The 24,110-nt window shown below is 32.1% G+C and carries 26 protein-coding genes and 1 other annotated feature; all 26 genes read left to right on the top strand.

What is annotated here, in order from left to right; translation table 11 throughout:
• Positions 1 to 35: 35 nt before the first annotated feature.
• A complete protein-coding gene (gene dnaK, locus KQI88_RS04465; protein ID WP_216415124.1) occupies positions 36 to 1,871 on the top strand; it encodes a molecular chaperone DnaK in 1,836 nt (611 codons plus the stop codon).
• A 78-nt stretch (positions 1,872 to 1,949) separates the two neighbouring features.
• Entirely contained in the window at positions 1,950 to 3,095 is a 1,146-nt protein-coding gene (gene dnaJ, locus KQI88_RS04470; RefSeq protein WP_216415251.1) for a molecular chaperone DnaJ, read from the top strand.
• Between the two features lie 122 nt (positions 3,096 to 3,217).
• On the top strand, positions 3,218 to 4,159 hold the full coding sequence (prmA, locus tag KQI88_RS04475) for a 50S ribosomal protein L11 methyltransferase (RefSeq protein WP_216415125.1): 942 nt from the start codon (positions 3,218 to 3,220) through the stop codon (positions 4,157 to 4,159).
• Between the two features lies 1 nt (position 4,160).
• A complete protein-coding gene (locus KQI88_RS04480) occupies positions 4,161 to 4,931 on the top strand; it encodes a 16S rRNA (uracil(1498)-N(3))-methyltransferase (RefSeq protein WP_216415126.1) in 771 nt (256 codons plus the stop codon).
• A complete protein-coding gene (gene mtaB, locus KQI88_RS04485; protein WP_216415127.1) occupies positions 4,932 to 6,233 on the top strand; it encodes a tRNA (N(6)-L-threonylcarbamoyladenosine(37)-C(2))-methylthiotransferase MtaB in 1,302 nt (433 codons plus the stop codon). It begins immediately after the preceding gene.
• Between the two features lie 73 nt (positions 6,234 to 6,306).
• Positions 6,307 to 6,654: a histidine triad nucleotide-binding protein gene (locus KQI88_RS04490; RefSeq protein ID WP_216415128.1), complete on the top strand. Its 348-nt coding sequence runs from the start codon at positions 6,307 to 6,309 to the stop codon at positions 6,652 to 6,654.
• A 129-nt stretch (positions 6,655 to 6,783) separates the two neighbouring features.
• The gene (rpsU, locus tag KQI88_RS04495) at positions 6,784 to 6,963 is read left to right on the top strand and encodes a 30S ribosomal protein S21 (protein WP_212378614.1); all 180 of its coding nucleotides are present in this window, start codon (positions 6,784 to 6,786) and stop codon (positions 6,961 to 6,963) included.
• A 40-nt stretch (positions 6,964 to 7,003) separates the two neighbouring features.
• Positions 7,004 to 7,447, top strand: a complete 444-nt coding sequence (locus tag KQI88_RS04500; protein ID WP_216415129.1) for a GatB/YqeY domain-containing protein — start codon at positions 7,004 to 7,006, stop codon at positions 7,445 to 7,447.
• A 124-nt stretch (positions 7,448 to 7,571) separates the two neighbouring features.
• Positions 7,572 to 8,681, top strand: coding sequence for an endonuclease/exonuclease/phosphatase family protein (locus tag KQI88_RS04505; protein WP_216415130.1), 1,110 nt, complete (start codon positions 7,572 to 7,574; stop codon positions 8,679 to 8,681).
• Positions 8,682 to 8,799: 118 nt separating this feature from the next.
• Positions 8,800 to 10,095 (top strand): NfeD family protein, encoded by a 1,296-nt coding sequence (locus KQI88_RS04510; RefSeq protein WP_216415131.1) that lies wholly within the window; start codon positions 8,800 to 8,802, stop codon positions 10,093 to 10,095.
• A 10-nt stretch (positions 10,096 to 10,105) separates the two neighbouring features.
• Entirely contained in the window at positions 10,106 to 11,107 is a 1,002-nt protein-coding gene (floA, locus tag KQI88_RS04515) for a flotillin-like protein FloA (RefSeq protein ID WP_216415132.1), read from the top strand.
• Between the two features lie 35 nt (positions 11,108 to 11,142).
• Positions 11,143 to 11,619, top strand: coding sequence for a hypothetical protein (locus KQI88_RS04520; RefSeq protein WP_216415133.1), 477 nt, complete (start codon positions 11,143 to 11,145; stop codon positions 11,617 to 11,619).
• A gap of 236 nt (positions 11,620 to 11,855) precedes the next feature.
• Entirely contained in the window at positions 11,856 to 12,131 is a 276-nt protein-coding gene (gene yqfC / locus KQI88_RS04525) for a sporulation protein YqfC (protein WP_212378600.1), read from the top strand.
• Positions 12,132 to 12,134: 3 nt separating this feature from the next.
• Positions 12,135 to 13,340 (top strand): sporulation protein YqfD, encoded by a 1,206-nt coding sequence (gene yqfD / locus KQI88_RS04530; protein ID WP_334300593.1) that lies wholly within the window; start codon positions 12,135 to 12,137, stop codon positions 13,338 to 13,340.
• Positions 13,341 to 13,343: 3 nt separating this feature from the next.
• On the top strand, positions 13,344 to 14,333 hold the full coding sequence (locus KQI88_RS04535) for a PhoH family protein (protein ID WP_216415135.1): 990 nt from the start codon (positions 13,344 to 13,346) through the stop codon (positions 14,331 to 14,333).
• A 41-nt stretch (positions 14,334 to 14,374) separates the two neighbouring features.
• Positions 14,375 to 16,456, top strand: a complete 2,082-nt coding sequence (locus KQI88_RS04540) for an HD family phosphohydrolase (protein ID WP_216415136.1) — start codon at positions 14,375 to 14,377, stop codon at positions 16,454 to 16,456.
• Positions 16,440 to 16,898, top strand: coding sequence for an rRNA maturation RNase YbeY (ybeY, locus tag KQI88_RS04545; RefSeq protein WP_216415137.1), 459 nt, complete (start codon positions 16,440 to 16,442; stop codon positions 16,896 to 16,898). Before KQI88_RS04540 ends, ybeY begins: the two co-directional genes overlap by 17 nt.
• A gap of 15 nt (positions 16,899 to 16,913) precedes the next feature.
• On the top strand, positions 16,914 to 17,612 hold the full coding sequence (locus tag KQI88_RS04550) for a diacylglycerol kinase (RefSeq protein ID WP_216415138.1): 699 nt from the start codon (positions 16,914 to 16,916) through the stop codon (positions 17,610 to 17,612).
• Positions 17,613 to 17,634: 22 nt separating this feature from the next.
• Positions 17,635 to 18,231, top strand: a complete 597-nt coding sequence (locus KQI88_RS04555; RefSeq protein ID WP_216415139.1) for a DUF502 domain-containing protein — start codon at positions 17,635 to 17,637, stop codon at positions 18,229 to 18,231.
• Between the two features lie 60 nt (positions 18,232 to 18,291).
• Positions 18,292 to 19,350 carry a DUF3048 domain-containing protein gene (locus KQI88_RS04560; RefSeq protein ID WP_216415140.1) on the top strand — a complete coding sequence of 353 codons (1,059 nt, stop codon included), beginning with the start codon at positions 18,292 to 18,294 and terminating at the stop codon, positions 19,348 to 19,350.
• A gap of 19 nt (positions 19,351 to 19,369) precedes the next feature.
• A complete protein-coding gene (locus KQI88_RS04565) occupies positions 19,370 to 19,792 on the top strand; it encodes a cytidine deaminase (RefSeq protein ID WP_216415141.1) in 423 nt (140 codons plus the stop codon).
• Positions 19,782 to 20,669, top strand: a complete 888-nt coding sequence (era, locus tag KQI88_RS04570) for a GTPase Era (protein WP_216415142.1) — start codon at positions 19,782 to 19,784, stop codon at positions 20,667 to 20,669. Before KQI88_RS04565 ends, era begins: the two co-directional genes overlap by 11 nt.
• 160 nt (positions 20,670 to 20,829) lie before the next feature.
• Positions 20,830 to 20,979 carry a YqzL family protein gene (locus KQI88_RS04575; protein WP_216415143.1) on the top strand — a complete coding sequence of 50 codons (150 nt, stop codon included), beginning with the start codon at positions 20,830 to 20,832 and terminating at the stop codon, positions 20,977 to 20,979.
• 88 nt (positions 20,980 to 21,067) lie between these two features.
• Positions 21,068 to 21,811, top strand: a complete 744-nt coding sequence (gene recO / locus KQI88_RS04580) for a DNA repair protein RecO (RefSeq protein ID WP_216415144.1) — start codon at positions 21,068 to 21,070, stop codon at positions 21,809 to 21,811.
• 14 nt (positions 21,812 to 21,825) lie between these two features.
• Positions 21,826 to 22,371, top strand: coding sequence for a DUF4342 domain-containing protein (locus KQI88_RS04585; RefSeq protein WP_216415145.1), 546 nt, complete (start codon positions 21,826 to 21,828; stop codon positions 22,369 to 22,371).
• A gap of 106 nt (positions 22,372 to 22,477) precedes the next feature.
• Positions 22,478 to 22,647 (top strand) — a binding site (T-box leader).
• Between the two features lie 64 nt (positions 22,648 to 22,711).
• Entirely contained in the window at positions 22,712 to 24,100 is a 1,389-nt protein-coding gene (locus KQI88_RS04590; protein WP_216415146.1) for a glycine--tRNA ligase, read from the top strand.
• Positions 24,101 to 24,110: the final 10 nt, after the last annotated feature.

Raw genomic sequence — 24,110 nt, forward strand, 5'->3', positions numbered from 1 at the left:
ATTTTAAAATATTTATATATAAGGAGGAAATCACGATGGGTAAAGTAATTGGAATTGACTTAGGAACTACAAACTCATGTGTTGCTGTATTAGAAGGTGGAGAGCCAGTAGTTATTGCAAATAGCGAGGGAAATAGAACAACACCTTCAGTTGTAGCATTTGGTAAAGATGGAGAGAGAATTGTAGGGGAACCTGCGAAAAGACAAGCAGTAGTAAATCCTGATAAAACAATTATGTCCATTAAAACACAAATGGGATATGATCACAAAGTAAATATTGATGGAAAACAATATACACCTCAAGATATTTCTGCAATGATTCTTCAAAAATTAAAGGCAGATGCGGAAGCTTATTTAGGAGAGACTGTAACAGATGCAGTAATTACAGTACCAGCTTATTTTTCAGATAGTCAAAGACAAGCAACCAAGGATGCAGGTAGAATTGCAGGACTTAATGTACAAAGAATTATAAACGAGCCAACGGCTGCATCGTTAGCATATGGACTAGATAAAACAGAGGAACATCAAAAAATATTAGTATATGACTTAGGTGGAGGAACATTTGACGTATCTATACTAGAACTTGGTGATGGAGTATTTGAAGTGTTATCAACAAGTGGAGATAACCACTTAGGTGGAGATAATTTCGATAAAGTAGTAATAGACTATATTGCCGAAGAATTTAAAAAGCAAGAAGGTGTAGATTTAAGACAAGATAGTATGTCTTTACAAAGATTAAATGAAGCTGCTGAAAAGGCTAAAAAAGAGCTTTCTAGTACTATGACAACAAATATTAATCTACCATTTATTACTGCAACTAGCACAGGACCAAAACATTTGAATATGGATTTAACAAGAGCTAAGTTTGATGAAATTACATCTCACTTAGTAGAAAAAACCTTAGGACCAGTTAAAAAAGCTATGAGCGATGCGGGATTATCCGCTAATGAAGTGGATAAAGTAATTTTGGTTGGTGGTTCAACTAGAATACTAGCAGTACAACAGGCCGTAAAAAGTGTAACGGGTAAAGATCCACATAAAGGTATTAACCCAGACGAGTGTGTTGCTTTAGGTGCTGCAATTCAAGCAGGAGTACTTACAGGAGAAGTAAAAGACGTATTATTATTAGACGTAACTCCATTATCATTAGGAATTGAAACAGTAGGTGGAGTCTTTACAAAATTAATAGAAAGAAATACAACAATTCCTACGAGAAAGAGTCAGGTGTTCTCTACTGCTGCTGATAATCAACCTGCAGTTGATATCCACGTATTACAAGGAGAAAGACAAATGGCAGGGGATAATATTACCCTTGGAAGATTTGAGTTAGGCGGAATACCACCAGCACCAAGAGGAATTCCACAAATTGAAGTTACCTTTGATATCGATGCCAACGGTATTGTTAATGTATCTGCTAAAGATTTAGGAACAGGTAAAGAGCAGAATATTACAATTACTGCTTCAAGTAACTTAAACGATGAAGAAATTGAAAGAAAAATTAAGGAAGCAGAGCAGTTTGCAGAAGAAGATAAAAAACGTAAAGAAAGTGTTGAAGTGAGAAATCAAGCAGACTCATTAATATATCAAACTGAAAAAACATTAAAAGAGCTTGAAGGGAAAGTAAGTGCTCAGGATGAGTCAAAAGTAAAAGAAGAAGTAGAAAAGTTGAAAAAAGCCCTTGAAAGTGATAATGTAGAAGATATGAAAAAATCAATTGAAGATTTAACAAATGCTTTCCATGCAATTTCTCAACAAATGTATCAACAAGCACAGCAGGCTGAAGGAGAAGCACATGGCTCAGGTGATGAAACTACTAATAAAGAAAATGTAGTTGATGCAGATTATGAGGTTGTAGAGGACGAAGACAAGTAATAGGTTAAGTTATTGAGGACACCCTTGGGTGTCCTCAATATCAGTATTCTTACCCTATATATTTAGCAAGGCGGTGAAATAGTGAGTAAACGTGATTATTATGAAGTATTAGGTGTAAGTAAAGATGCCAGTGAACAAGATATAAAAAAGGCTTATCGTAAGATGGCTATGGAATACCATCCAGATAGAAATCCTGATAATAAGGAAGCAGAAGAAAAATTTAAGGAAGTAAATGAAGCCTACGAAGTGCTAAGCTCACCAGATAAAAGAAAAAGATACGATCAATTTGGCCATGCAGGGATGAATGGCAATGGTGGCGGTGGTTTTGAAGGCTTTGGTGGTTTTAGTGGTGGCGGAGGCTTTGAAGATATATTTGGGGATATATTTGATATGTTTGGTGGCGGTTTTTCATCATCCAGAAGAAGAAGCGGACCCCAAAAAGGAGCAGATCTTCAATATGAAACAACAATTACATTTGAAGAAGCAGCCTTTGGAGTAGAAAAAGAGGTTGAGTTTTATAGAAATGATAGTTGCAATACTTGTAATGGCACAGGAGCAAAACCTGGAACAACAACTAATACATGTAAAAAGTGTAATGGAACAGGTGAGGTTAAATTTGCCCAAAGAACTCCATTAGGACAAATAGTCAACGTTCGTCCATGTGATGAATGTAATGGAGATGGAAAAATTATAGAAACACCATGTAGCACATGTAATGGTAAGGGAAAAATTAGAAAACTAAGAAAGCTAAAAGTAAAAATCCCAGCTGGTGTGGATACAGGTTCTGTAATATCTATACGTGGTGAAGGAGAACCAGGTATTAAGGGTGGTCCTACAGGAGATTTTTATGTAGTTATAAATGTTCTACCTCATAAAATTTTTAAAAGAGATGGATATGATATTATTTGTGAAATGCCTATTACATTTGTTCAGGCAACCCTGGGTGATGAGCTAGAGGTACCTACATTAGAAGGAAAAGTAAAATATAAAATAGCTGAAGGTACGCAAAGCGGTACTATATTCAGGCTAAAATCAAAGGGAATTGTTCACCCTAAAGGATATGGTAAGGGTGATCAATATGTAAAAGTTATAATTGAAGTGCCTACAAAGCTTTCCGAAAAACAAAAGGATATGTTAAGGACTTTTGCGTCAGAAAGTGGAGAAGAAGTACATGAGCAAAGAAAGTCATTTTTCAATAAAGTTAAGGATGTTTTTGGCGTATAGTTAAAATCACTCTAATAATTTAGAGTGATTCTTCAATATATGCACTAATAAATTGCTATTTTAAAAGATTATAGGGTATAATAGGGTTAAAATCTTATGCATTATTTAGGAGATGTGATTTAATGAAATGGATTGAAGTATCAATAAAAACAACTACAGAAGCAGTAGAGGCTGTTGCCAATGTGTTATACGATGCAGGAGTATCTGGAGTTGTAATTGAAGATCCCTACGATATTATTTTAGTAAACAGCGATGAAAAAGCTTGGGATTATGTGGATGAGTCACTAATTGACTTAGAACAAGGAGCAATAGTAAAAGGATATATTCCTGAGTCTTCGGATCTTGTTGAAAAAATAGATTTAATTAAACAATCTATTAGTACTTTACCAGAGTTTGGACTAAATATTGGTACAGGAGAAGTTAGTACGCTTGAAGTTAATGAAGAAGATTGGAGTACTTCCTGGAAAAAATACTACAAGCCAACTAAGATAGGAAAAGATATTGTGATTAAACCAACTTGGGAGCAATATGAGGCTCAGGAAGGTGAAATAATTATTGAAATGGATCCAGGTATGGCCTTTGGTACAGGTACTCATGAAACTACGATGATGTGTGTACAACAATTAGAAGAACGTATTTCTAAAGAATCTACAGTTTTCGATATTGGTTGTGGCAGTGGAATACTATCTATTGTTGCTGCTAAGTTAGGTGCCGAAAAGGTTATAGGTGTAGACTTTGATGAGGTTGCAGTTAATGTAGCTAAGAAAAATGTTATAGAAAATAAAGTTGATGATGCGGTAGAAATAAGACATGGTAATTTAATGGACGTAGTTAAAGAAAAGGCTGATATAGTTGTAGCGAACATTATAGCAGATATTATTATACTTCTGAGTAAAGATATAAAGGGTTTCTTAAACAGTGATGGACTTTTTATTGCTTCGGGAATTATTTTAGATAAAATTGATGAAGTTAAAAAGAATCTAGCAGTTAACGGGTTAGAAGTAATACAAGTAGAAACATTAGGCGAATGGGCGGTAATTGTTTCTAAAGTAAAAGGAGAATAATATGCATCGTTTTTTTGTTACCTCTGATCAAATTGACTTAATACAAAAACAAATTGTTATTAAAGATGAAGATGTTAAACACATTTCCAAGGTACTAAGACTTAAAGAGGAAGATATAGTAGAAATATGCGACGGAGTAAATAATGAATATGTTTGTAAAATAGAGTCAATTAATAAGAATGATGTATTGCTTTCAATTATAGATAATAGGAAATCTGCTAAAGAGTCTCCGATTGAGGTTGTTTTGTATCAGGGAATTCCTAAGTCTACTAAAATGGACTTAATCATACAAAAAACTACGGAATTAGGTATAACAGAAATTATACCTGTGGATATGGAAAGAACCATTGTTCAATTTAATAATGATAAGGACAAGGAAAAAAAGGTAGATCGATGGCAAAAAATTGCATTAGAAGCAGCTAAACAAAGTAAGAGAGGTATAGTCCCTAGTATCCATTTGCCACTTAGCTTTAAGGAGGCAATAGAACATAGCAAAGAAAATGAATTAAATATAATGCCCTATGAAAATCAAGATGACAAGGGATTTAAGAGTATTATTTGCTCTCTATCTGAAGAGGCAAAATTGTCTATAAAAAAAGTAGGAATTTGGATTGGGCCAGAAGGTGGATTTGATGAAGGAGAAGTGACACAGGCTATAGAAAATCAAATTTATCCTATTACATTAGGTCCTAGAATACTTAGAACAGAAACCGCAGGATTTACTATATTAAGCTTAGTAATGTACGAGTTAGGAGATTTAGGAGGAGCGTAAGTGAAAAAAGTAGCTTTTCATACATTAGGTTGTAAAGTTAATCAATATGAAACTCAAGCAATGGGTGAGATTTTTGAAAAAGAGGGATATAATATAGTACCCGATAGTGAAATTGCAGATGTTTATGTTATTAATACATGCACTGTAACTAATGTTGGAGATAAAAAGTCTAGGCAGTTTATACGCAGGGCAAAAAGAAATAATCCAGAGGCAATCATAGCAGTTGTAGGTTGTTATGCTCAAACAGCTCCAAAAGAAGTTTTGTCTATTGAAGGGGTAAATATTGTTATTGGAACAAATGAGCGAAATAAAATAGTTGAAGCAGTTAAAAAATGTGAAGTTGATGAAAAAATTAGCTTAGTAGATGATATTATGAAAGTTAAACACTTCGAGGAAATGTCTATTGCAGATGTAAAAGATAAAACTAGAGCCTTTTTAAAAATACAAGAAGGATGTAACCAATACTGCACCTACTGTATTATTCCATATGCTAGAGGACCTATTAGAAGTCGTGGAAAACTTGAAATAGTAGAAGAAGTAAAGGGTCTGGTTGACAAAGGCTTTAAAGAAGTAGTATTAACTGGTATCCACGTTGCATCTTATGGAAAAGACTTAGATACAGGCTCAACTCTTATAGATATACTAAAGGAAGTAAATAAAGTTAAAGGTTTAAAAAGAATAAGGTTAAGCTCTTTAGAACCTACCTTATTTACATATGAGTTTTTAAATGAGCTTTCTAAACTTGAAAAAATATGTGAACATTTTCATCTTTCTCTTCAAAGTGGCTGTAATGCAACATTAAAAAGAATGAATCGAAAGTATACAGCAGAGGAATATAAGGAAATCGTTAACAGAATTAGAACCGTATATCCTGAAGTAGCTTTAACTACAGATATCATTGTAGGATTCCCAGGAGAAACCGACGAGGAATTTAATATAACTTATAATTTCGTAAAAGAAATTGGATTTAGTGAAATTCATGTATTTAAATATTCGCCTAGAACTGGAACACCAGCAGCAAAATATACAAATCAAGTGGATGGTCTAATAAAACACTATCGTAGTGAAAAATTAATTGAATTAGGGGAACAATTAAAGGACAATTACCGTACTATGTTTATAGGTAGAAATAAGAAGGTTTTATTTGAAGCATTTTCAAAAGATGTTACTGGCTATGTCGAGGGATATACTGATAACTATTTAAAGATTCTAGCTCCTGCTAATGATGTAAAAGAAGGCGAATTAGATATAGTTACCCTTAAAGAACTAAGACAAGATTATATTTTAGGAGAAAAGAAATAGTTTTTAAAAGAGGAATTTCTAATTTTATGTTGAATAAAAATAGATATAGACGAACAGTAAGGAGGTGTAATTGATGTCAAATTGTATCTTTTGTAGGATAATAGAGGGGGAAATTCCATCTACCTTAGTCTATGAAAATGAACATGTAATAGCTTTTGAGGATATTAATCCTGAAGCACCTACACACCTGCTTATTGTACCTAAAAAGCATATTCCAACTACTATGGATGTAATGGAAGAGGATGGTAAAATTATTATGCCCGAAATCTTCGCAGCTATAGGACATTTAGCTAGACAATTTGATTTAGAGCAAGAGGGATTTAGAATTGTAAACAACTGCGGTAGCAATGGCGGTCAAACAGTGAACCATTTGCATTTTCACCTTTTAGGTGGAAGACAACTTCAGTGGCCTCCAGGTTAAAAATAGCTATTGCATAAGTTGAAATTTTAATGTATAATAACTAAGTATTGTTAAATCCCACTTGCAATATAGCCATTATGTTGCTATAGATAAAGCACAGCGCTTGCTAGCGGAGGGAGGGAAAGTAAGATGTCAGAGATAAAAATAAGAGATAATGAATCACTAGATAATGCTCTTCGTAGATTTAAAAGACAGTGCGCTAAGTCTGGTATTTTATCAGAAGTAAGAAAAAGAGAGCACTATGAAAAGCCTAGTGTAAAGCGTAAGAAAAAGGCTGAAGCCGCACGAAGAAATAAAAGCAAATTCTAGTTATTTGACTAGGGTTTCTTAAGGTAGAGGTGAAAATAAAATGTCCCTCAAAGAGAGATTAGCTGACCAATTAAAAAATGCCATGAAGAATAAAGACCAACTTCGAAAAAATGTTATTACAATGATTCGTGCTGACATAAAACAAATAGAAGTGGATAAAAGGGTTGAGCTTACGGATGAAGAAGTTATTGAAATAATTTCTAAGCAAGCAAAACAACGAAGAGATTCCATTGAAGAGTTTAAAAAGGGTGGTCGAGAAGACTTAGTTGAACAAGCGGCACAAGAAGTAGATGTGCTTATGGAATACTTACCTGAACAATTGTCAGAAGAAGAAATTGAAACAATAATTAAGGAGGTTATTGCCGATACCGGTGCTACCTCTATGAAAGATATGGGAAAAATAATGGCTACAGCAATGCCTAAATTAAAAGGCAGAACTGATGGAAAAGTAGTTAATCAAATAGTAAGAAAGATTTTACAATAGTAAAAAACTAACCCGGATTATATCCGGGTTTATTTATTTTGTATAAAATACCAATATAGTACACTCTTTGTTTATGATATAATCACATTATTCTATTAATATAGTGTTCTACGGGGGTAAAGACATGAAAAAATGGAGCCGAACTATATTTATATTCTTTTTATTAGGATTTTTATTTACACTTAGAGTAGCTTATCGGCAACATGTAAATGTAATTAAATATGTTAATGATGAAGGTATATCTCATCTTGAAGTTATTGCACCAACCAATATTAAGAGCATTACATTTGATGTATTTGATGAAAATAAACAAATGACTCATTCCATTTCTTTAACAAATCCTGTACTAAAATTAGAGGATAATGCTAAGAATAATAATAATATTTTTTACATTACAAAGGATTCTGTAGCCTTCAATAGATTTAATAAGCTCGTTGTATATAATGAAATAGAACATCCACGATCTTTTGAATTTATTAATTTACAAACACAAGAAGTAAATTTAGATAGAGGCACATCCTTTAAAGAGAGTGGGATAGAAGAGTTGAAGATTATGTCATATAACATTCATCATGGCAAAAATCTCTTAGGAATTTATACGCTGGATCAAATAGCCAATATTATTAAAGATAGTGAAGCTGATATTATTGGATTGCAAGAAGTAGATGCAAACTTTGCTCGTTCGAAATTTCAAAATCAATTAAAATATTTAGCAGATAAATTATCTATGAATTATGTATATGGTGATAATGTAAATATAATTGGTGCAAAGTATGGAAATGGTATATTAAGTAAATATTCAATAGTATCATATGAGAATTTAAAAATACCAAGTGGAAGAGAACAAAGGGGATTATTATCAGCAGTAATAGATATAAATGACCAAAAAATAAACTTTTTGAACACCCATCTAGGATTAACTGCTTCAGAAAGACTAGTTCAAGTACAGGCAATTAGCAAGTATTTAAGCACTCTTTCAAACGAAGTTATTTTAGTTGGAGACTTTAATACTATGTATAATAGTAGAGAGGTTCATGAAATAAGTAAAAAGCTTACAGATGTAGGTTATGTAACTAATAATAATTATATATCTACTTTTGAAGTCCCATTTGTATCCAGAAGAATTGACTATATTTTTATAAGTTCTAATATAGAAGCTAAGGACTATAGAATTATACGTGAAAGGGCATCAGATCATTATCCAATAGTTGCTGATGTTAAAATTAAAAAATAATTACCCACCTAAATTTAGTGGTAAGGTGGGTTTAATTCTATTAAACTTGTTTTTTGTGTTAAAAAATAGTTTAATATATATTAAAAGGGAATATATATAATAGGAGAGGAGGGGAGCTATGACAAGAAAAAAAATATGTTGTTTAGGGATATTAATATTTACTCTGTTATTTTCTATAGTGGCCAATGCAAATGTAAATGGAGAGAATGTATATGTAATACCAATTAGAGGAGAAATAACTCCCGCTGTATATCAATATGTAGAACATAACTTGTCCATTATAGAAAAAGATCCTAGAGCTGTTGCAGTAATATTTGAAATTGATACTTATGGTGGAAGAATTGACTCTGCTGAAAAGATAAGCCAATTGATTTTAAATACAAGTATACCTACCATATCATTTGTTAATACGAAAGCAGAATCTGCTGGAGTTTTATTGACAATTTCTTCGGATACTATAGCTATGGCACCTAGTAGTACTATTGGATCTGCAGAAACTATCCCTAATACGGAGAAGATACTTTCTACTTGGGTTAGCATACTCAGGAGCGTCGCACAAGAAAAAGGTAGGGAAGAAGATATAGTAGCAGCTATGGCAGATCAATCTATAGCTATACCTGGTATTATTGAACGAGGTAGATTACTAAATCTAACTACATTAGAGGCTAAAAGTTTAGGATTTACCGATATAGTCGCCAGCGATTATGACCAAATTTTAAGTTCTTTATCCTTACCCTATAGTAACATTATTATGGCAGAAACTACTAATAGTATTCATCTAGCAAACTTTGCTAGTAATGTTTATATTGCACCTTTGCTACTAGCAGCAGGCTTTATAGGACTTTTAGTTGAAATATTTATGCCAGGTTTTGGTATAGGGGGGACTGTAAGTTTGATCTCTTTTGCCCTTTATTTTGGTGGAAATATATTAGCTGGAAATACTAGTTTAATAACTGCCGTCATATTTTTAGTAGGTATTCTTTTATTAGGAATAGAAGCTTTTATACCAGGTTTCGGTGTAGCAGGTGTAGGTGGAATCGTGTGTGTAGCCATAAGTATTTTCTTAGCATCCAGCAGTGTTACTACTGCAATGATATCTATTTTTGTTTCATTGATTTTAACTATAGTTGTGTTGGTGCTTATTTTTAAATATGCTCCTAGAAATAAGCATTTTAGTCGTATAGTACTAAACACTAAACTAGATAAAGAAAAAGGATATACTTCATTTGTGGATTATAGTAAGTATATAGGACAAACTGGTATAGTAACTACTCCACTTAGACCATCGGGCACAATATCCATAGATGAAGAGTTATTAGATGTAATTTCTGAAGGTCAATTTATAGAAAAAGAGGAATTAGTAAAAATTAGTAGAATAGAAGGTAGCAGAATAGTAGTTCAAAAAATTAATTAGGAGGGATTTTATGCCAGAAATAGTATTTTTAATTGTTGCAATTGCAGTTGTATTTATTGTGCTTTCGATTATTTTAAGTTTTATACCAGTAGGTTTATGGATTACAGCTTTTTTCTCGGGAGTTAAGGTAGGTATTTTCACTTTAGTTGGAATGAGATTTAGAAGGGTTCAACCAAGTCGTATTGTTAATCCTTTAATTAAAGCCACTAAAGCAGGATTAAATCTAGACATAGATAATCTTGAGGCACATTATTTAGCTGGTGGAGATGTAAATAGCCTAGTAGATGCATTAATAGCAGCTCAAAGAGCAGAACTTGGTCTTGAGTTTGAAAGAGCTGCTGCAATTGATCTGGCAGGTAGAAATGTTTTAGAAGCTGTTCAAGTAAGCGTTAATCCAAAGGTTATTGAAACTCCTAAAATAGCAGCAGTTGCAAAAGATGGTATCGAAGTAATGGTTAAGGCTAGAGTAACAGTGCGAGCAAATATTGAAAGACTTGTTGGGGGAGCTGGAGAAGAAACAATTATTGCCAGAGTTGGTGAGGGTATTGTTACAACTGTAGGTTCGGCTGCATCTCACAAAGATGTATTAGAGAACCCTGATTTAATTTCTAGAACAGTATTAGGAAAAGGATTAGATGCTGGTACTGCATTTGAAATTTTATCTATTGATATTGCGGACATAGATGTAGGAAGAAATATTGGTGCACAATTACAAACAGACCAAGCAGAGGCAGATAAGCGTATTGCTCAAGCTAAAGCAGAGGAAAGAAGAGCTATGGCAGTGGCTAAGGAGCAGGAGATGAAGGCGGCTGTAGTGGAAATGAAAGCTAAGGTTGTAGAAGCAGAAGCAGAAGTGCCAAGAGCGATGGCAGCAGCTTTAAGAGAAGGTAAAATAGGTGTAATGGACTATCACAACTTACAAAATGTAGTTGCTGATACTAGTATGAGGGAATCTATTGCTAAAATTAATAAAGATCAAGATAGTGAAACAGGAAAAGATTTAATGAAATAAAAAATTAGTTTTTTCTTGACAAAGGAAGTGATTATATGGACTTTGGATCTATAATAGGCTTTATTGCTATTATATTTATAACCTCCTTATTTAATAAGGATAAAAAGGCAACAAAGCCACAAGTACAACCTAATAAGCCTAACCCTGCCCAAAGAACTGTTAAAAAGGTATCTAATACTAGTGAAACTAGAAGAAAGACTTTTTCAGGTGGCTTAGAAGATTTATTCAACGAACTAAAAGTAGAATTTGATAAAAATTTTGGAGATACCGAAAAAAGACAATCTCCTTCTACTTCTCAACAGAATATTATAAACGAGGATGATCTTAAAAGAGAGAATAGGATAGAAGCTTTAAATACTACCTTAAAAGATGATTCTAAAGACTATAAAGGTGATATATATGGTAAAGAAATAGGAAAAGAGGAAATACCTATTGAATTTAATAGAAAATCTATTATTCAAGGAGTTATAATGTCAGAGGTTTTGCAAAAACCAAAGAGCTTAAGAAGATAGGACTAAGTCCTATCTTTTTTTTATATTCTAAAAAAGTATAAATTATATAGTCATTGCAGATTTATAAAAACGTGGCAGGTTGGTAATGTTTTGGACACTTCAAATTTTAAAGCGTAGGCTTTAAGATTGAGCGCTACATCCATCGTTGTGATAGCAACAGACAAATTTTGTCTTTAAAAACAGGTCTAATGAAATGGTTGTAAGCATAAAAATTGAATATATGGGAGGTATGCCAAATGAAAAAAAATGAAGAAATAAAAAAAAGTCTAGCTGAAATTTTAGAGTTACCAAAGGATATTATACTTGATTTGCCTAAAATTATAATGGTTGGTAATCTCCAAATATATATAGAAAATCATAAAGGTATATTAGAGTATACAAATAATAGGATAAGAATTAATACTAAAAATGGAGTATTGCGTATTATAGGTAAAGATCTAATGTTAAAAAACATTATTACAGAAGAGATTGTTATTATAGGAGAGATCAATCAGGTAGAATTTATTGATTGAGGGGTGGATACATTGTTAGTATTAAAGTTATGGAATTATATGAGAGGCTACGTAATTGTAAAAGTAGAAGGTTTAGCACTAGAAAGATTTATAAATATGTGTATAGCCAGAGGTATTTATCTATGGGATATTAAGAGGATTAACTACACTACACTGGAAGCAAAAATAGGTATTCAAGGGTTTAAAGAATTGAGAAAGATCGTAAAAAGAGCAGGTTGTAGGGTGTCCATACATAAAAAAAATGGGTATCCTTTTTGGGTACACAAACTCAAAAAAAGAAAAATGCTTTTAGTAGGAGCATTTTTTTGTTTCCTAATTCTAGTTTTTTCTTCAACATTTATTTTTTCTATAGAAATAATTGGTAACGAAGAATTAGAAAAGAGTGAAATAATATCTAGTTTAAATGAACTAGGACTAAAGCCAGGTACAAACAAATATCTTGTTAATTTAAAGGAGATTGAAACTGAGCTGCTTTTAGATGTAGATCAAATAGCTTGGGTTGGAATTGAAGTTAGAGGTATTAGAGCCAAGGTAGAAATAGTAGAGAAAAGACTAGCACCAGATAAAATAGATAAAAATACCCCTTGCAATGTTATAGCTAAGAAAAATGGAGTAATCGAAAAAGTGATAGCGAGAAATGGGGATGCTGTAGTTGAAGAAGGAGATATTGTTACTAAAGGAGATCTATTGATTAATGGAGTAGTTCAGAGAGAAAATATGGATGAACCTATGTTTGTTCATTCTTATGGAGAGATATATGCTAAAACATACTACGAAACAACTGAAAGTAAAAACCTTATTGAGATTAAAAAAGATAAAACAGGGCAAAAATTTAAAAAGCGGACCTTTAATTTAGGTAGCATAGAACTTTCTTTTAATAAGGGAGATATACCTTATGATGTTTATATAGTTGAAAAAAAATCTAAAAGACCCTTTCAATGGAGGAATATAGGGTTACCTGTCGAAATAATAACAGAGGACTATTATGAGGCAATTCAATTTGAAGAAAGAATTGATGAAATTCAGGCAAAAAATCATATTCATAAGGAGGCTATAAATAAGCTTTTAAAAGATATACCTTTAGATGCTAAAATTTTAAATACACAGATTGACTTTACTATCCAAGATGATATTTTATATGGTAAAGTTATTATAGAGGTTTTAGAAAATATTGCAGAGCAAAAGACATTACAGATTGGAGAGGACTAATTATTGGAAAACAAATTTCAAAAGAAGATAGAAATTAAGGAACAAAAGTTTATTAAAGAATTATTTGGTAATTTCGATGAAAATATAAAACTTGTTCAGCAACATTTAAAGGTAGATATTGTACAAAGAGATGGAGATATTTTAATTATTGGAGATGAAAAAGAAGTTCTATTAGGTGAGAAATTAATAGAACAATTAATGGAAGTAGTAGACCGTAACGAGCATCTTACAATACAAAATATATCATATGCAATAGGTTTGCTATTGGATGGAGAGCATGAGAAAATACAATCTTTAGCGAGTGATGTAATATTTGTTACTGATAGAGGCAAACCTATTAAACCCAAAACCATAGGACAGAAAAAATATATCCAACAAATACAATCTAAAGATTTGACCTTTGGCATAGGCCCTGCTGGTACTGGAAAAACATACTTAGCAGTAACTATGGCGGTAAAAGCATTTAAAAATGAAGAAGTAAATAGAATAATTTTAACAAGACCTGCTGTAGAGGCTGGTGAAAGTTTAGGTTTTCTACCTGGTGATTTAAAGGACAAGGTGGATCCATATTTAAGGCCTTTATATGATGCTCTTTTTGATATTCTTGGTTCTGAAAGGTTTCAAAAGTATATGGAGAGAGGTATGATAGAAGTAGCACCATTAGCATATATGAGAGGGAGAACATTAGATAACTCATTTATTATTTTAGACGAGGCTCAAAACACTACTAAAGAGCAAATGAAAATGTTTTTAACACGCTTTGGTTTTGGATCGAAGGCTATAGTAACAGGAGATATTACCCAAATAGATCTTCCAAAAGGAAAACATTCTGGTTTAAAGCATGCTGAACAGGTTCTGAAAAATGTCGAGGAAATTGGATTCTCATATTTAACAGGAAAGGATGTTGTAAGACATCAATTAGTTCAAAAAATAGTTAAAGCTTATGATGAATATGATATTAAAAGTCAAATGAGGGTACAAAAAGAAAAATAGTATTTTAACACTGGAATTATAGTGTTAGGGGGGTAGAAAATATGAGAAGTTCTGTTGAAGGTTTTTTTCGAAAAAAATCAATTAAAAAATTTCTTCTAGCATTACTTTTTTTTGTCAGTTTATTTGCTATATTAGTGACAAGCTTAAAACCAGAAAAATTTGACTTAGTAATTGGCCAAAGAGCACCTGTAGATATACATTCTCCAAAAGATATAGAGGATAAGTTTAATACAGAGCGCGTAAGACAAAAAGCAGTCGAAGGAGTAGAACCAGTTTATAAGTTAAATCCAGGTGTTCGTGTAGAAGTTAATAAAGATATTGAAAAATTCTTTTTATTAGTATATAAGCTTCGTAATGATGAAGAATTAACGGAATTGGAAAAAATAGAACAGTTAAATTCTGAAAATGATCTTAATATAGGAGCAGTTAATGTAAAGACTGCAATAACTGCTCCTATGGACCAGTTAAAGTATTTAGAGAGCTATATTAATGAAATAGTGGCACAAAATATGAATGTTGGTATTGATGTTGAAGATCTTCAGAAACAAAAGAATAGTATTAAAGAATATATAACTAATCTGAATGAATTTGAAGCTGAGTTAAAGGATCTAGCTATTTCTATAGTTTATGCCACAATTCGTCCGAATAAGTTTCTAGATGAGGATGCTACAAATAGTAAGATAGAAATGGCAAGGGAAAATGTGGATAAGATAATCATTAAAAAAGGAGATAGTATTCTTAGAGAAGGGGAAGTCATTACCTTCGATAGACTAGAACTATTACGAGATTTAGGGATTTTAAATGATGAAAGTAAAGTTGATTTTGTTTTATATATAGGAATTGCAGCTATAGCTTTAGTAATTGAACTATTAATTATCGGATATATGGCTGTATTTAATAAGGATTTGTTAGAAAGACCAGGAAGACTTTTGATGATATATATCATTTTTATTTCTACACTAATAATATCTAAAGTAATACAAGGAATCTCCATTTACTTAATTCCAGTAGCTGCTTGCTCTATGCTTCTATCTATTTTAATTGAATCTAGATTGGCCTTGCTTATTAATCTATGTCTAACTGTATTAATAAGTATTATTACAGGCAATAATACTATTTTTATGGCCATGGCGTTAATTGGCGGAACAGTTGGAGCATTTAGTGTTGTAAATACACAACAGAGAGCAAATATTTTTATATCTGGAATTGCTGTAAGCATAATTAATATGATTACAATCGTCGGAATTGGATTTATAAACAGTAGCGAAATAATGCAGACGCTTACCTTTGGTTTCTATGGACTATTAAACGGGTTGTTTTCTTCTATAGTCACAGTAGGGTCATTACCACTATGGGAGTCTGTATTCAACGTAGTAACACCACTAAAGCTATTAGAATTATCAAATCCAAACCAACCTTTGTTAAAGAAACTATTGTTGGAAGCACCAGGCACCTACCATCATAGCATTATAGTAGGAAATTTAAGTGAATCTGCAGTTGATGCAATAGGAGGTAACTCTTTATTAGCTAGGGTAGGAGCTTTTTATCACGATATTGGGAAAACTAGACGGCCTTACTTTTTTAAAGAAAATCAATTGACATCCGATAATCCACATGATAAGCTAAATCCTTCATTAAGCACAACAATAATTACGGATCATGTTAAGGATGGTATTGAGCTTGCTAAAAAACATAAACTACCAGTTGAAGTAAGAGCTTTTATTGAGCAACATCATGGAGATACTTTAGTAGCATACTTTTACCATAAGGCTAAAACTAGTGAGAATGGAGATAGTGTAGAAGAAAAGAACTTTAGATATGGTGGACCAAAGCCGCAAACAAAAGAGACAGCAATTGTAATGATTGCAGATTCTGTGGAGGCTGCTGTTAGAAGTCTTTCTTCACCAACACAGGAGAAGGTGGAAGCATTAGTTGAAAAAATAATTGAAGATAAATTAAAGGATGGACAGTTAGATGAATGTAATATTACTTTAAAGGATTTAGATCAAATAAAAAAGACTTTCCTAAAAGTAATATTAAGCATCTTTCATGAGAGAATTGAGTATCCTGATATGAATGTTAAGAAGAAAGAGGGAGGGAAACCCCGTGGAACTACTAATTGATAATAGACAAAATAAATATGAAGTTAAAGAGCAATTAATAGAATTACTAGAAAAAGCAGTTGAGGCTTGTTTACTTTATGAAAACTGGGACATTGACTATGAAGTAAGTCTTTCATTGGTAGATAACAATGAAATTAAGGAACTAAACAGTATCTATAGGGGGAAGGATTATGCTACTGATGTTTTGTCCTTTCCCTTAGTGGATGAAGATCAAGCCATCGACTTAAAAGAAAAGCTTCTAGGTGATATTGTTATATCTGTAGAAAAGGCAGAGGAGCAGGCTAAAGAATATAACCATTCCTTCGAAAGAGAGATGGGGTTCTTAGTAGTTCATAGTATGTTCCATCTAATGGGCTATGACCATGACACTAGTGAGGATACTAAGGATATGAGATATAGAGAAGAGGCTGTTCTTTCGTCTTTAAATTTAATTAGAAAATAATGGGGTAATAATGATATGAAAGTTAGAAGACTAATCGATAGCTTAAATTACGCATTTGAGGGAATTATTTATGCACTGAAAACCCAGAGGAATATGAAAATTCATTTCATTGTGGCTATACTTGTATTGGTTGCAAGTCTATTTTTTGACTTAACTAGAATAGAAATTCTTATACTATTTCTTACAATTTCTATGGTAATAGTAGCGGAAATGATAAATACTTCTATTGAGTCTACTATCGATTTAATTACAGATAAATACCATATTTTTGCTAAAATTGCTAAAAATGTGGCAGCAGGGGCAGTGCTAATTGCTGCCATTAATTCTATTATTGTTGCTTACTTACTTTTTTTTCATAGAATTAATCCTTATACAATACAGGTACTTCATCATGTTAGGCAATCGCCACTACATATTACCTTTATCGCATTAATAGTTGTTATATTTACAGTTATTGCGATAAAGGCATACTTTGGTAGAGGAACACCACTACAGGGAGGAATGCCTAGTGGACATGCTGCAGTTGCCTTTTCATTAGCTACTGCTATTACCTTTATTTCTGAAAATATGTTTATAGCCACATTATCTGCACTTATGGCTTTATTAGTTTCTCAAAGTAGAGTGGAGACAAAAATTCATAATTTTTTCGAGGTACTCATAGGTGGGATTTTGGGCATATTAATAACGATCATTTTTTTTCAGATATTTAGCTAAAAGAAAAGAGCAGGTGATACAAATGTGGAAAGAAATTAGAAAAACCTTTTTAACTGGATTATTAGTAATGATTCCTTTAATAATTACAGTTTATACTATACTTTGGTTTTTAAATAAAGTAGATAGCATTTTCAGAAGACCTATAGAAGAGTTATTAGGATTTACAGTTTATGGTTTAGGCATTATTATTACAATTGGTATAGTTTTACTAGCTGGAATAATTGCTACAAATTATGCAGGTCATAAGTTGTTTGGGACTACTGAATATTTTTTAAAAAGAATTCCTTTAGTAAGATCTATTTATTTTCCTATTAAACAGCTTACAGAAACGATTTATGGTAGTGCCAATACTGCTTTTCGTAGAGTGGTTTTAGTTCAATATCCTTCGCTTGGAATATATACTATCGGTTTCATTACTTCAGAAGGTATTGAAGAGGTAGCAGATAAGACTGGTAAGCCTGTAGTTTGTGTTTTTATACCTACTACACCAAATCCTACATCTGGTATGTTTGTTATGGTTCCGAGTGAGGATCTAATTGCACTAGATATGGGTGTGGAGGATGCAATTAAGCTAGTTGTATCTGGTGGTATTGCAAAACCAAGTAATAAGGACCTATAATAATTATTTTACTGGTTAGAATATTTTAACCTAATTGTATTGCAGAAAGGATGAGGGGTTATGGATAACTGGAGGAAAAGAGGTATTATAATATTTTTAGTTTCATCAATTTTATTGAATGGGGTAGGGTGTAGTAAAAAAGACAATGATGAACAAAACAATGTTACCATTGAAGCAGAACAAAATGAGGAATTAGAAGAAATATCACAGCCAGAAATTGAAGGTGCAGTTTCACCTTTAAGTGGCCTACATGCACCAGAGGAGAAAGTTAATAGAAGACCTTTAGCAATTATTTTCGATAATCAATCTGGAGCTCGTCCCCAAGCAGGACTTATAGATGCAGAAGTTGCATATGAATTTTTAGCTGAAGGGAATATTACTAGATATTTAGGTATATTTTTAATAAATGAGCCTGAAATAATAGGATCTATAAGAAGTGCAAGACCATATTTTATTGAAAAGGCATTAGAGTTCGACAGTTATTTTGTTCATGTTGGTGGAAGTGATCAAGCTTTTGCAGATATTAAAAATAAAAAAGTAGCTGACATTGATGCTATGAGTAGAGGGAATGATGTTTTTTGGAGAAAAAATCATAAAAAAATGCCACATAACATGTATTCTAGTTATGATGCTCTAAAAAAAGCAGCTGAAAAAAGTAATTATAGAGCTGAACCTCAATTTGATGGATTTAAATTTAATTCAGAACTTAAAGTAATGGATATGGGAGAAATTGCACAAGAGATAAAAATTAAATATTCTAAAGGACACGAACCATCATATATTTATGATGATGAAAATAAAGTTTATAACAGATACTATAATGGTATAGAACATAAGGATGAAACAAAAAAAGAAATACTTACTGCTACAAATATTATAATACAAGAGGTTGCTGCTAAAGTAATAGATGATAAATTACGTCTAGATATGAATACTGTTGGAGAAGGTAGAGGAAAATACATAACTACTGGGAAAACGATTGATATTACATGGAAAAAGGGCAGTTATGAAGGAGCTACAAAGTACTATGATAGTACAGGACAAGAGCTCAGTTTAAATCCGGGTAAAACTTGGATTCAGGTTGTTCGTAACTTCGATAATGTAACTATAGCAGAATAGACAAATGGAGGAGATATTTTTGACAGATAAAGAACTAGTAAAAAAAGCAATAGAAGCTAAAAATAATGCCTATGTGCCCTATTCAAAATTTCCTGTAGGTGCAGCCTTACTTACTAAAGAGGGCAGAGTATATACAGGGTGTAATGTTGAATGTGCTTCTTATGGAGGAACAAACTGTGCAGAAAGAACAGCCATTTTTAAAGCTGTTTCCGAGGGTGATCGGAATATAGATGCTATTGCTGTTGTTAGTGATTTAGATGATTACACATACCCTTGTGGAATTTGCAGACAGGTAATAGTAGAGTTTGGTAAAGGAATAAAAATGATAATTGCAAAATCAGAAGATGATTTTAGAGTGCATACTATAGATGATTTACTACCTCATTCATTTACGCCTGAAGATCTTGAAAAAATGGATGGAGGTATAAATAATGGGATTTAAGTCTGGATTTGTAACTATTATCGGAAGACCAAATGTAGGAAAATCAACATTAATGAATAGAATAATTGGTGAAAAGATTGCTATTATGTCTGATAAACCGCAAACTACGAGAAATAAAATACAATGTGTATATACACAAGAAGACTATCAAATTGTATTTTTAGATACTCCAGGGATTCATAAACCAAAGCATAAGCTAGGTCAATATATGGTTAGAATAGCAAAAGATACATTAAGAGAAGTAGATGCTGTTTTGTTTGTTGTAGATGAGGGTACTTCGATTGGTCCTGGAGATCAATATATTATGGAGCAGCTAGAAGGTATAGAGACTCCTATTATTTTAGTAATAAACAAAATTGATAAAATGAATCAAGAAGATTTAAATAAGTTATATGATAAATACGAAGAAACAAATCTATTTAAGCATATAATAGGAATATCAGCATTAGAGGGTGCTAATTTAAACAACTTAATTAATCTTATAGTATCATATTTATCTGAAGGACCAAAGTATTTTCCAGAACATATGGTTACGGATCAGCCAGAGCGTCTAATTGTAGCAGAGATGATAAGAGAAAAGATTCTGCATTATACAGATCAAGAAATTCCACATGGAGTAGCTGTGGAAACCACCTTAATGAAGCAAAGGGAAGATAAAAATATGGTTGATATTCATGCTACAATATACTGTGAAAGAAAATCCCACAAAGGTATTATTATAGGTAAAGGTGGTAGAAAATTAAAAGGGATAGGGAAAAGTGCTAGAGAAGATATAGAAAAACTTTTAGGGTCGAAGGTATACTTAGAGCTATGGGTAAAGGTAAAGGAAGACTGGAGAAATAGTGAAAGTACATTAAGAACCTTTGGCTACGATTAAAGAATAGACCAAATATCTAAAAAATAAGGAAGTATATTAGATGCTTCCTTATATATTTAAATATTATACAAAAAAATTAATAGCAAAATTTACAATGTATAGTAGGCCCCTAAATACAAAAAATAGTATAACAAACTATAAAATGAAAGGGGAGCTACTTATGTTAAATGAAACTATGTGGAACATCTTTAAGGAAACTGGTAATATCTATGCTTATTTATATACAAAGGATTATGATAAGCATTGTAGCAATAATAATACAGTTAATAAAAAAGCACCATTAGAGATGAAAGAGATTACAATAATATAGTAATTGTTTACATTATATGGTGAATGGCTTGCAACTCTTTAAAAAATTTAAGACCATTCCTATAGAAAGGTAGAATAGAAAATTTAAAATGTTAATTACCACTGAAGGTTTTATATTAAAAAACAAGAAATATGGAGAGACTGATAGTATACTAACAATTTTCACTAGAAAAGCAGGGAAGATTAATGCTATTGCTAAAGGGGCTCGTAGACCAAAAAGTAATTTGCTAGCTGGAATTCAGCCCTTTTGCTATAGCGAATTTGTGCTATACAAGGGTAGAAACTTATATACAGTTAGTCAATGTGATGCAAAAGAGATATTTTATCCCTTAAGGGAAGACTTAAAAAAACTATCCTATGCTGCCTATTTAGTCGAATTGGTAGAGGCTGTAATAACAGAGGGTCAGACAAATAATAGACTTTTCAATCTTTTTGGAAAGACATTATATTTATTAAAAAAGGATGATGTGGAAATTAATACTATAGTTCGTGCTTTTGAAATAAAGCTTATGAATTATAGTGGATATAAACCGCAATTATCAGGTTGTGTCCATTGCAACCGCAAAGAAGCTTCTTCTTGGAAGTTCAGCTCCACAGAAGGAGGGATAATATGTCCTTTATGCTTAAGCATAGATCCCTATGCAATGAAAATTGGAAGTACAACTATTAAACTAGCAACATATTTACTAACAAGAGATATGGTTGAAATACAAAGATTAAAAATTAGTAGCTATTTAAATGATGAATTAAAAAAAATACTAAAGCAATATATATTAACACATGTTAGTAAATACGATTTTAAGAGTTTAGAAGTAGCAGAAAAATTAGAATAGGAAGGAGAGAGATTATGGATATTAACCTAGAGAAAGTTGATATAGTTAGAGAGAGAACAGGTGTGTCTTATAAAGAAGCAAAGGAAGCTTTAGAACAAAATAATGGAGATGTTGTAGAGTCTATAATATCTATTGAAGAAAAAAACGGTAAAACATGGATGAATACTATGTCTTTAGCAGGAAACGAAATAATAGAAAAGCTAAAGTATCTAATTAAAAAAGGAAATGTGTCTCGCATTATGTTAAAAAGAGATGGTGAAATTCTTCTTAATGTTCCAGTTACCGCTGGTGCCATTGGAGTAATGTTAGCTCCTATTGTATCTTTGTTAGGAGTTTCTGCAGCAATAGCTACTAAAACAACCATAGAGATAATTAAAAATAATGGTGAAATTGTTGATATCAATGAAATGGCCGGAGAAACTGTTACTGAACTTAAAAACATGGTTAGAGGAAAAAAAGGTGTAGATGTAAATATGATGAACAAAAAAAGTGACATTATATTAGATAAGGAAGATCAAGACGAAACCTTAGACGATTTATATGATGGAGCAGATTATTAATTAAGTAAAATTATTTAGTTGTAAAAAACCAATAGAAATTTTAAGAGCGATTTCATATATTGACAAAATGTATATAATTTGATAAATTAAAATATAAATTAGATAATACATTGCTGTGATAAAGAGGAGTAATTGATGTAACTAAATTAGCGAACTAGGGATGGTGTAAGCCTAGTATAGTTTATTAATGAATGGCGCTTTTGAGCAATACTATTTAAAGTGGGCACTTGTGCCAACTAGGGTGGAACCGCGGAAGAATAGTCTTTCGTCCCTAACTTTTTAGAGTTAGGGATGGAGGACTTTATTTTTTTAAACTAAAAACTGAATAGGAGGTATAAAAATGACAACAGAAAAAACAATGGAAAAAATCGTTTCTCTAGCCAAATCAAGAGGATTTATTTTTCCAGGCTCAGAGATATATGGAGGTCTTGCAAATACATGGGACTATGGTCCATTGGGAGTAGAATTAAAGAATAATGTTAAAAAAGCATGGTGGAAAAAATTTATTCAACAAAGTCCATACAACGTTGGATTAGATTCTGCTATTTTAATGAATCCAAAAACATGGGAAGCTTCAGGACATATTGGAGGATTTAGTGATCCATTAATGGATTGTAAAAAGTGTAGATCTCGTTTTAGAGCAGATAAGTTAATAGAAGATTATATGCAAAAACAAAATGAAGAAACTATTGTAGATGGTTGGAGTAACCAACAAATGAAATCCTACATAGAAGAAAAAAGTATTAACTGTCCTGAATGTGGTGAAAAAGATTTTACTGATATTCGTCAATTTAACCTAATGTTTAAAACATTCCAAGGGGTAACTGAAGACTCTAGTACAGAAATATTTTTACGACCTGAAACAGCACAAGGAATCTTTGTAAACTTCAAAAACGTTTTAAGAACATCAAGAAAAAAGGTACCATTTGGAATAGGGCAAATTGGAAAATCATTTAGAAATGAAATTACACCCGGTAACTTTACATTTAGAACAAGAGAGTTCGAGCAGATGGAGTTAGAATTTTTCTGTAAGCCAGGAGAAGATTTAGAGTGGTTTGATTATTGGAAGAATTTTTGTAAAAACTGGCTATTAAATCTAAACTTGAAGGAAGAAAATCTTCGTATTCGTGATCATAGTCAAGAAGAACTATCCCATTATAGTAAAGCAACAACTGACTTCGAATATAAATTCCCATTTGGATGGGGAGAACTTTGGGGTATCGCAGATAGAACAGACTTTGACCTTAAACAGCATAGTCAGCATTCTGGTGAAGACTTTACTTATCAAGATCCTGTTACCAATGAAAAATATGTGCCATACTGTATAGAGCCTTCTGTAGGGGTAGACCGTGTGATGTTGGCATTTTTAGTTGATGCCTATGAAGAAGAAGTTATTGACGAAAAGGACACAAGAGTAGTATTAAAGTTACATCCAGCATTAGCTCCTTTCAAAGCTGCTGTACTTCCTCTTACTAAAAAGCTAAAAGATCAGACATTAGAACTTTATGAAAAACTATCTGCAAATTATGTGGTAGACTATGATGAGGCAGGAAGTATAGGAAAAAGATATAGAAGACATGATGAAATAGGAACACCTTTCTGCATTACCTTCGATTATGACTCATTAGAGGACAATTGCGTTACAATTAGACATAGAGATACTATGGAACAAGAGCGAATTTCTATTGAAGATCTAGAAGCTTATTTAGATGAAAAATTAAAATATTAAATTTGAAAAT

This window comes from Alkaliphilus flagellatus (assembly GCF_018919215.1).
Classification (GTDB): domain Bacteria; phylum Bacillota; class Clostridia; order Peptostreptococcales; family Natronincolaceae; genus Alkaliphilus_B; species Alkaliphilus_B flagellatus.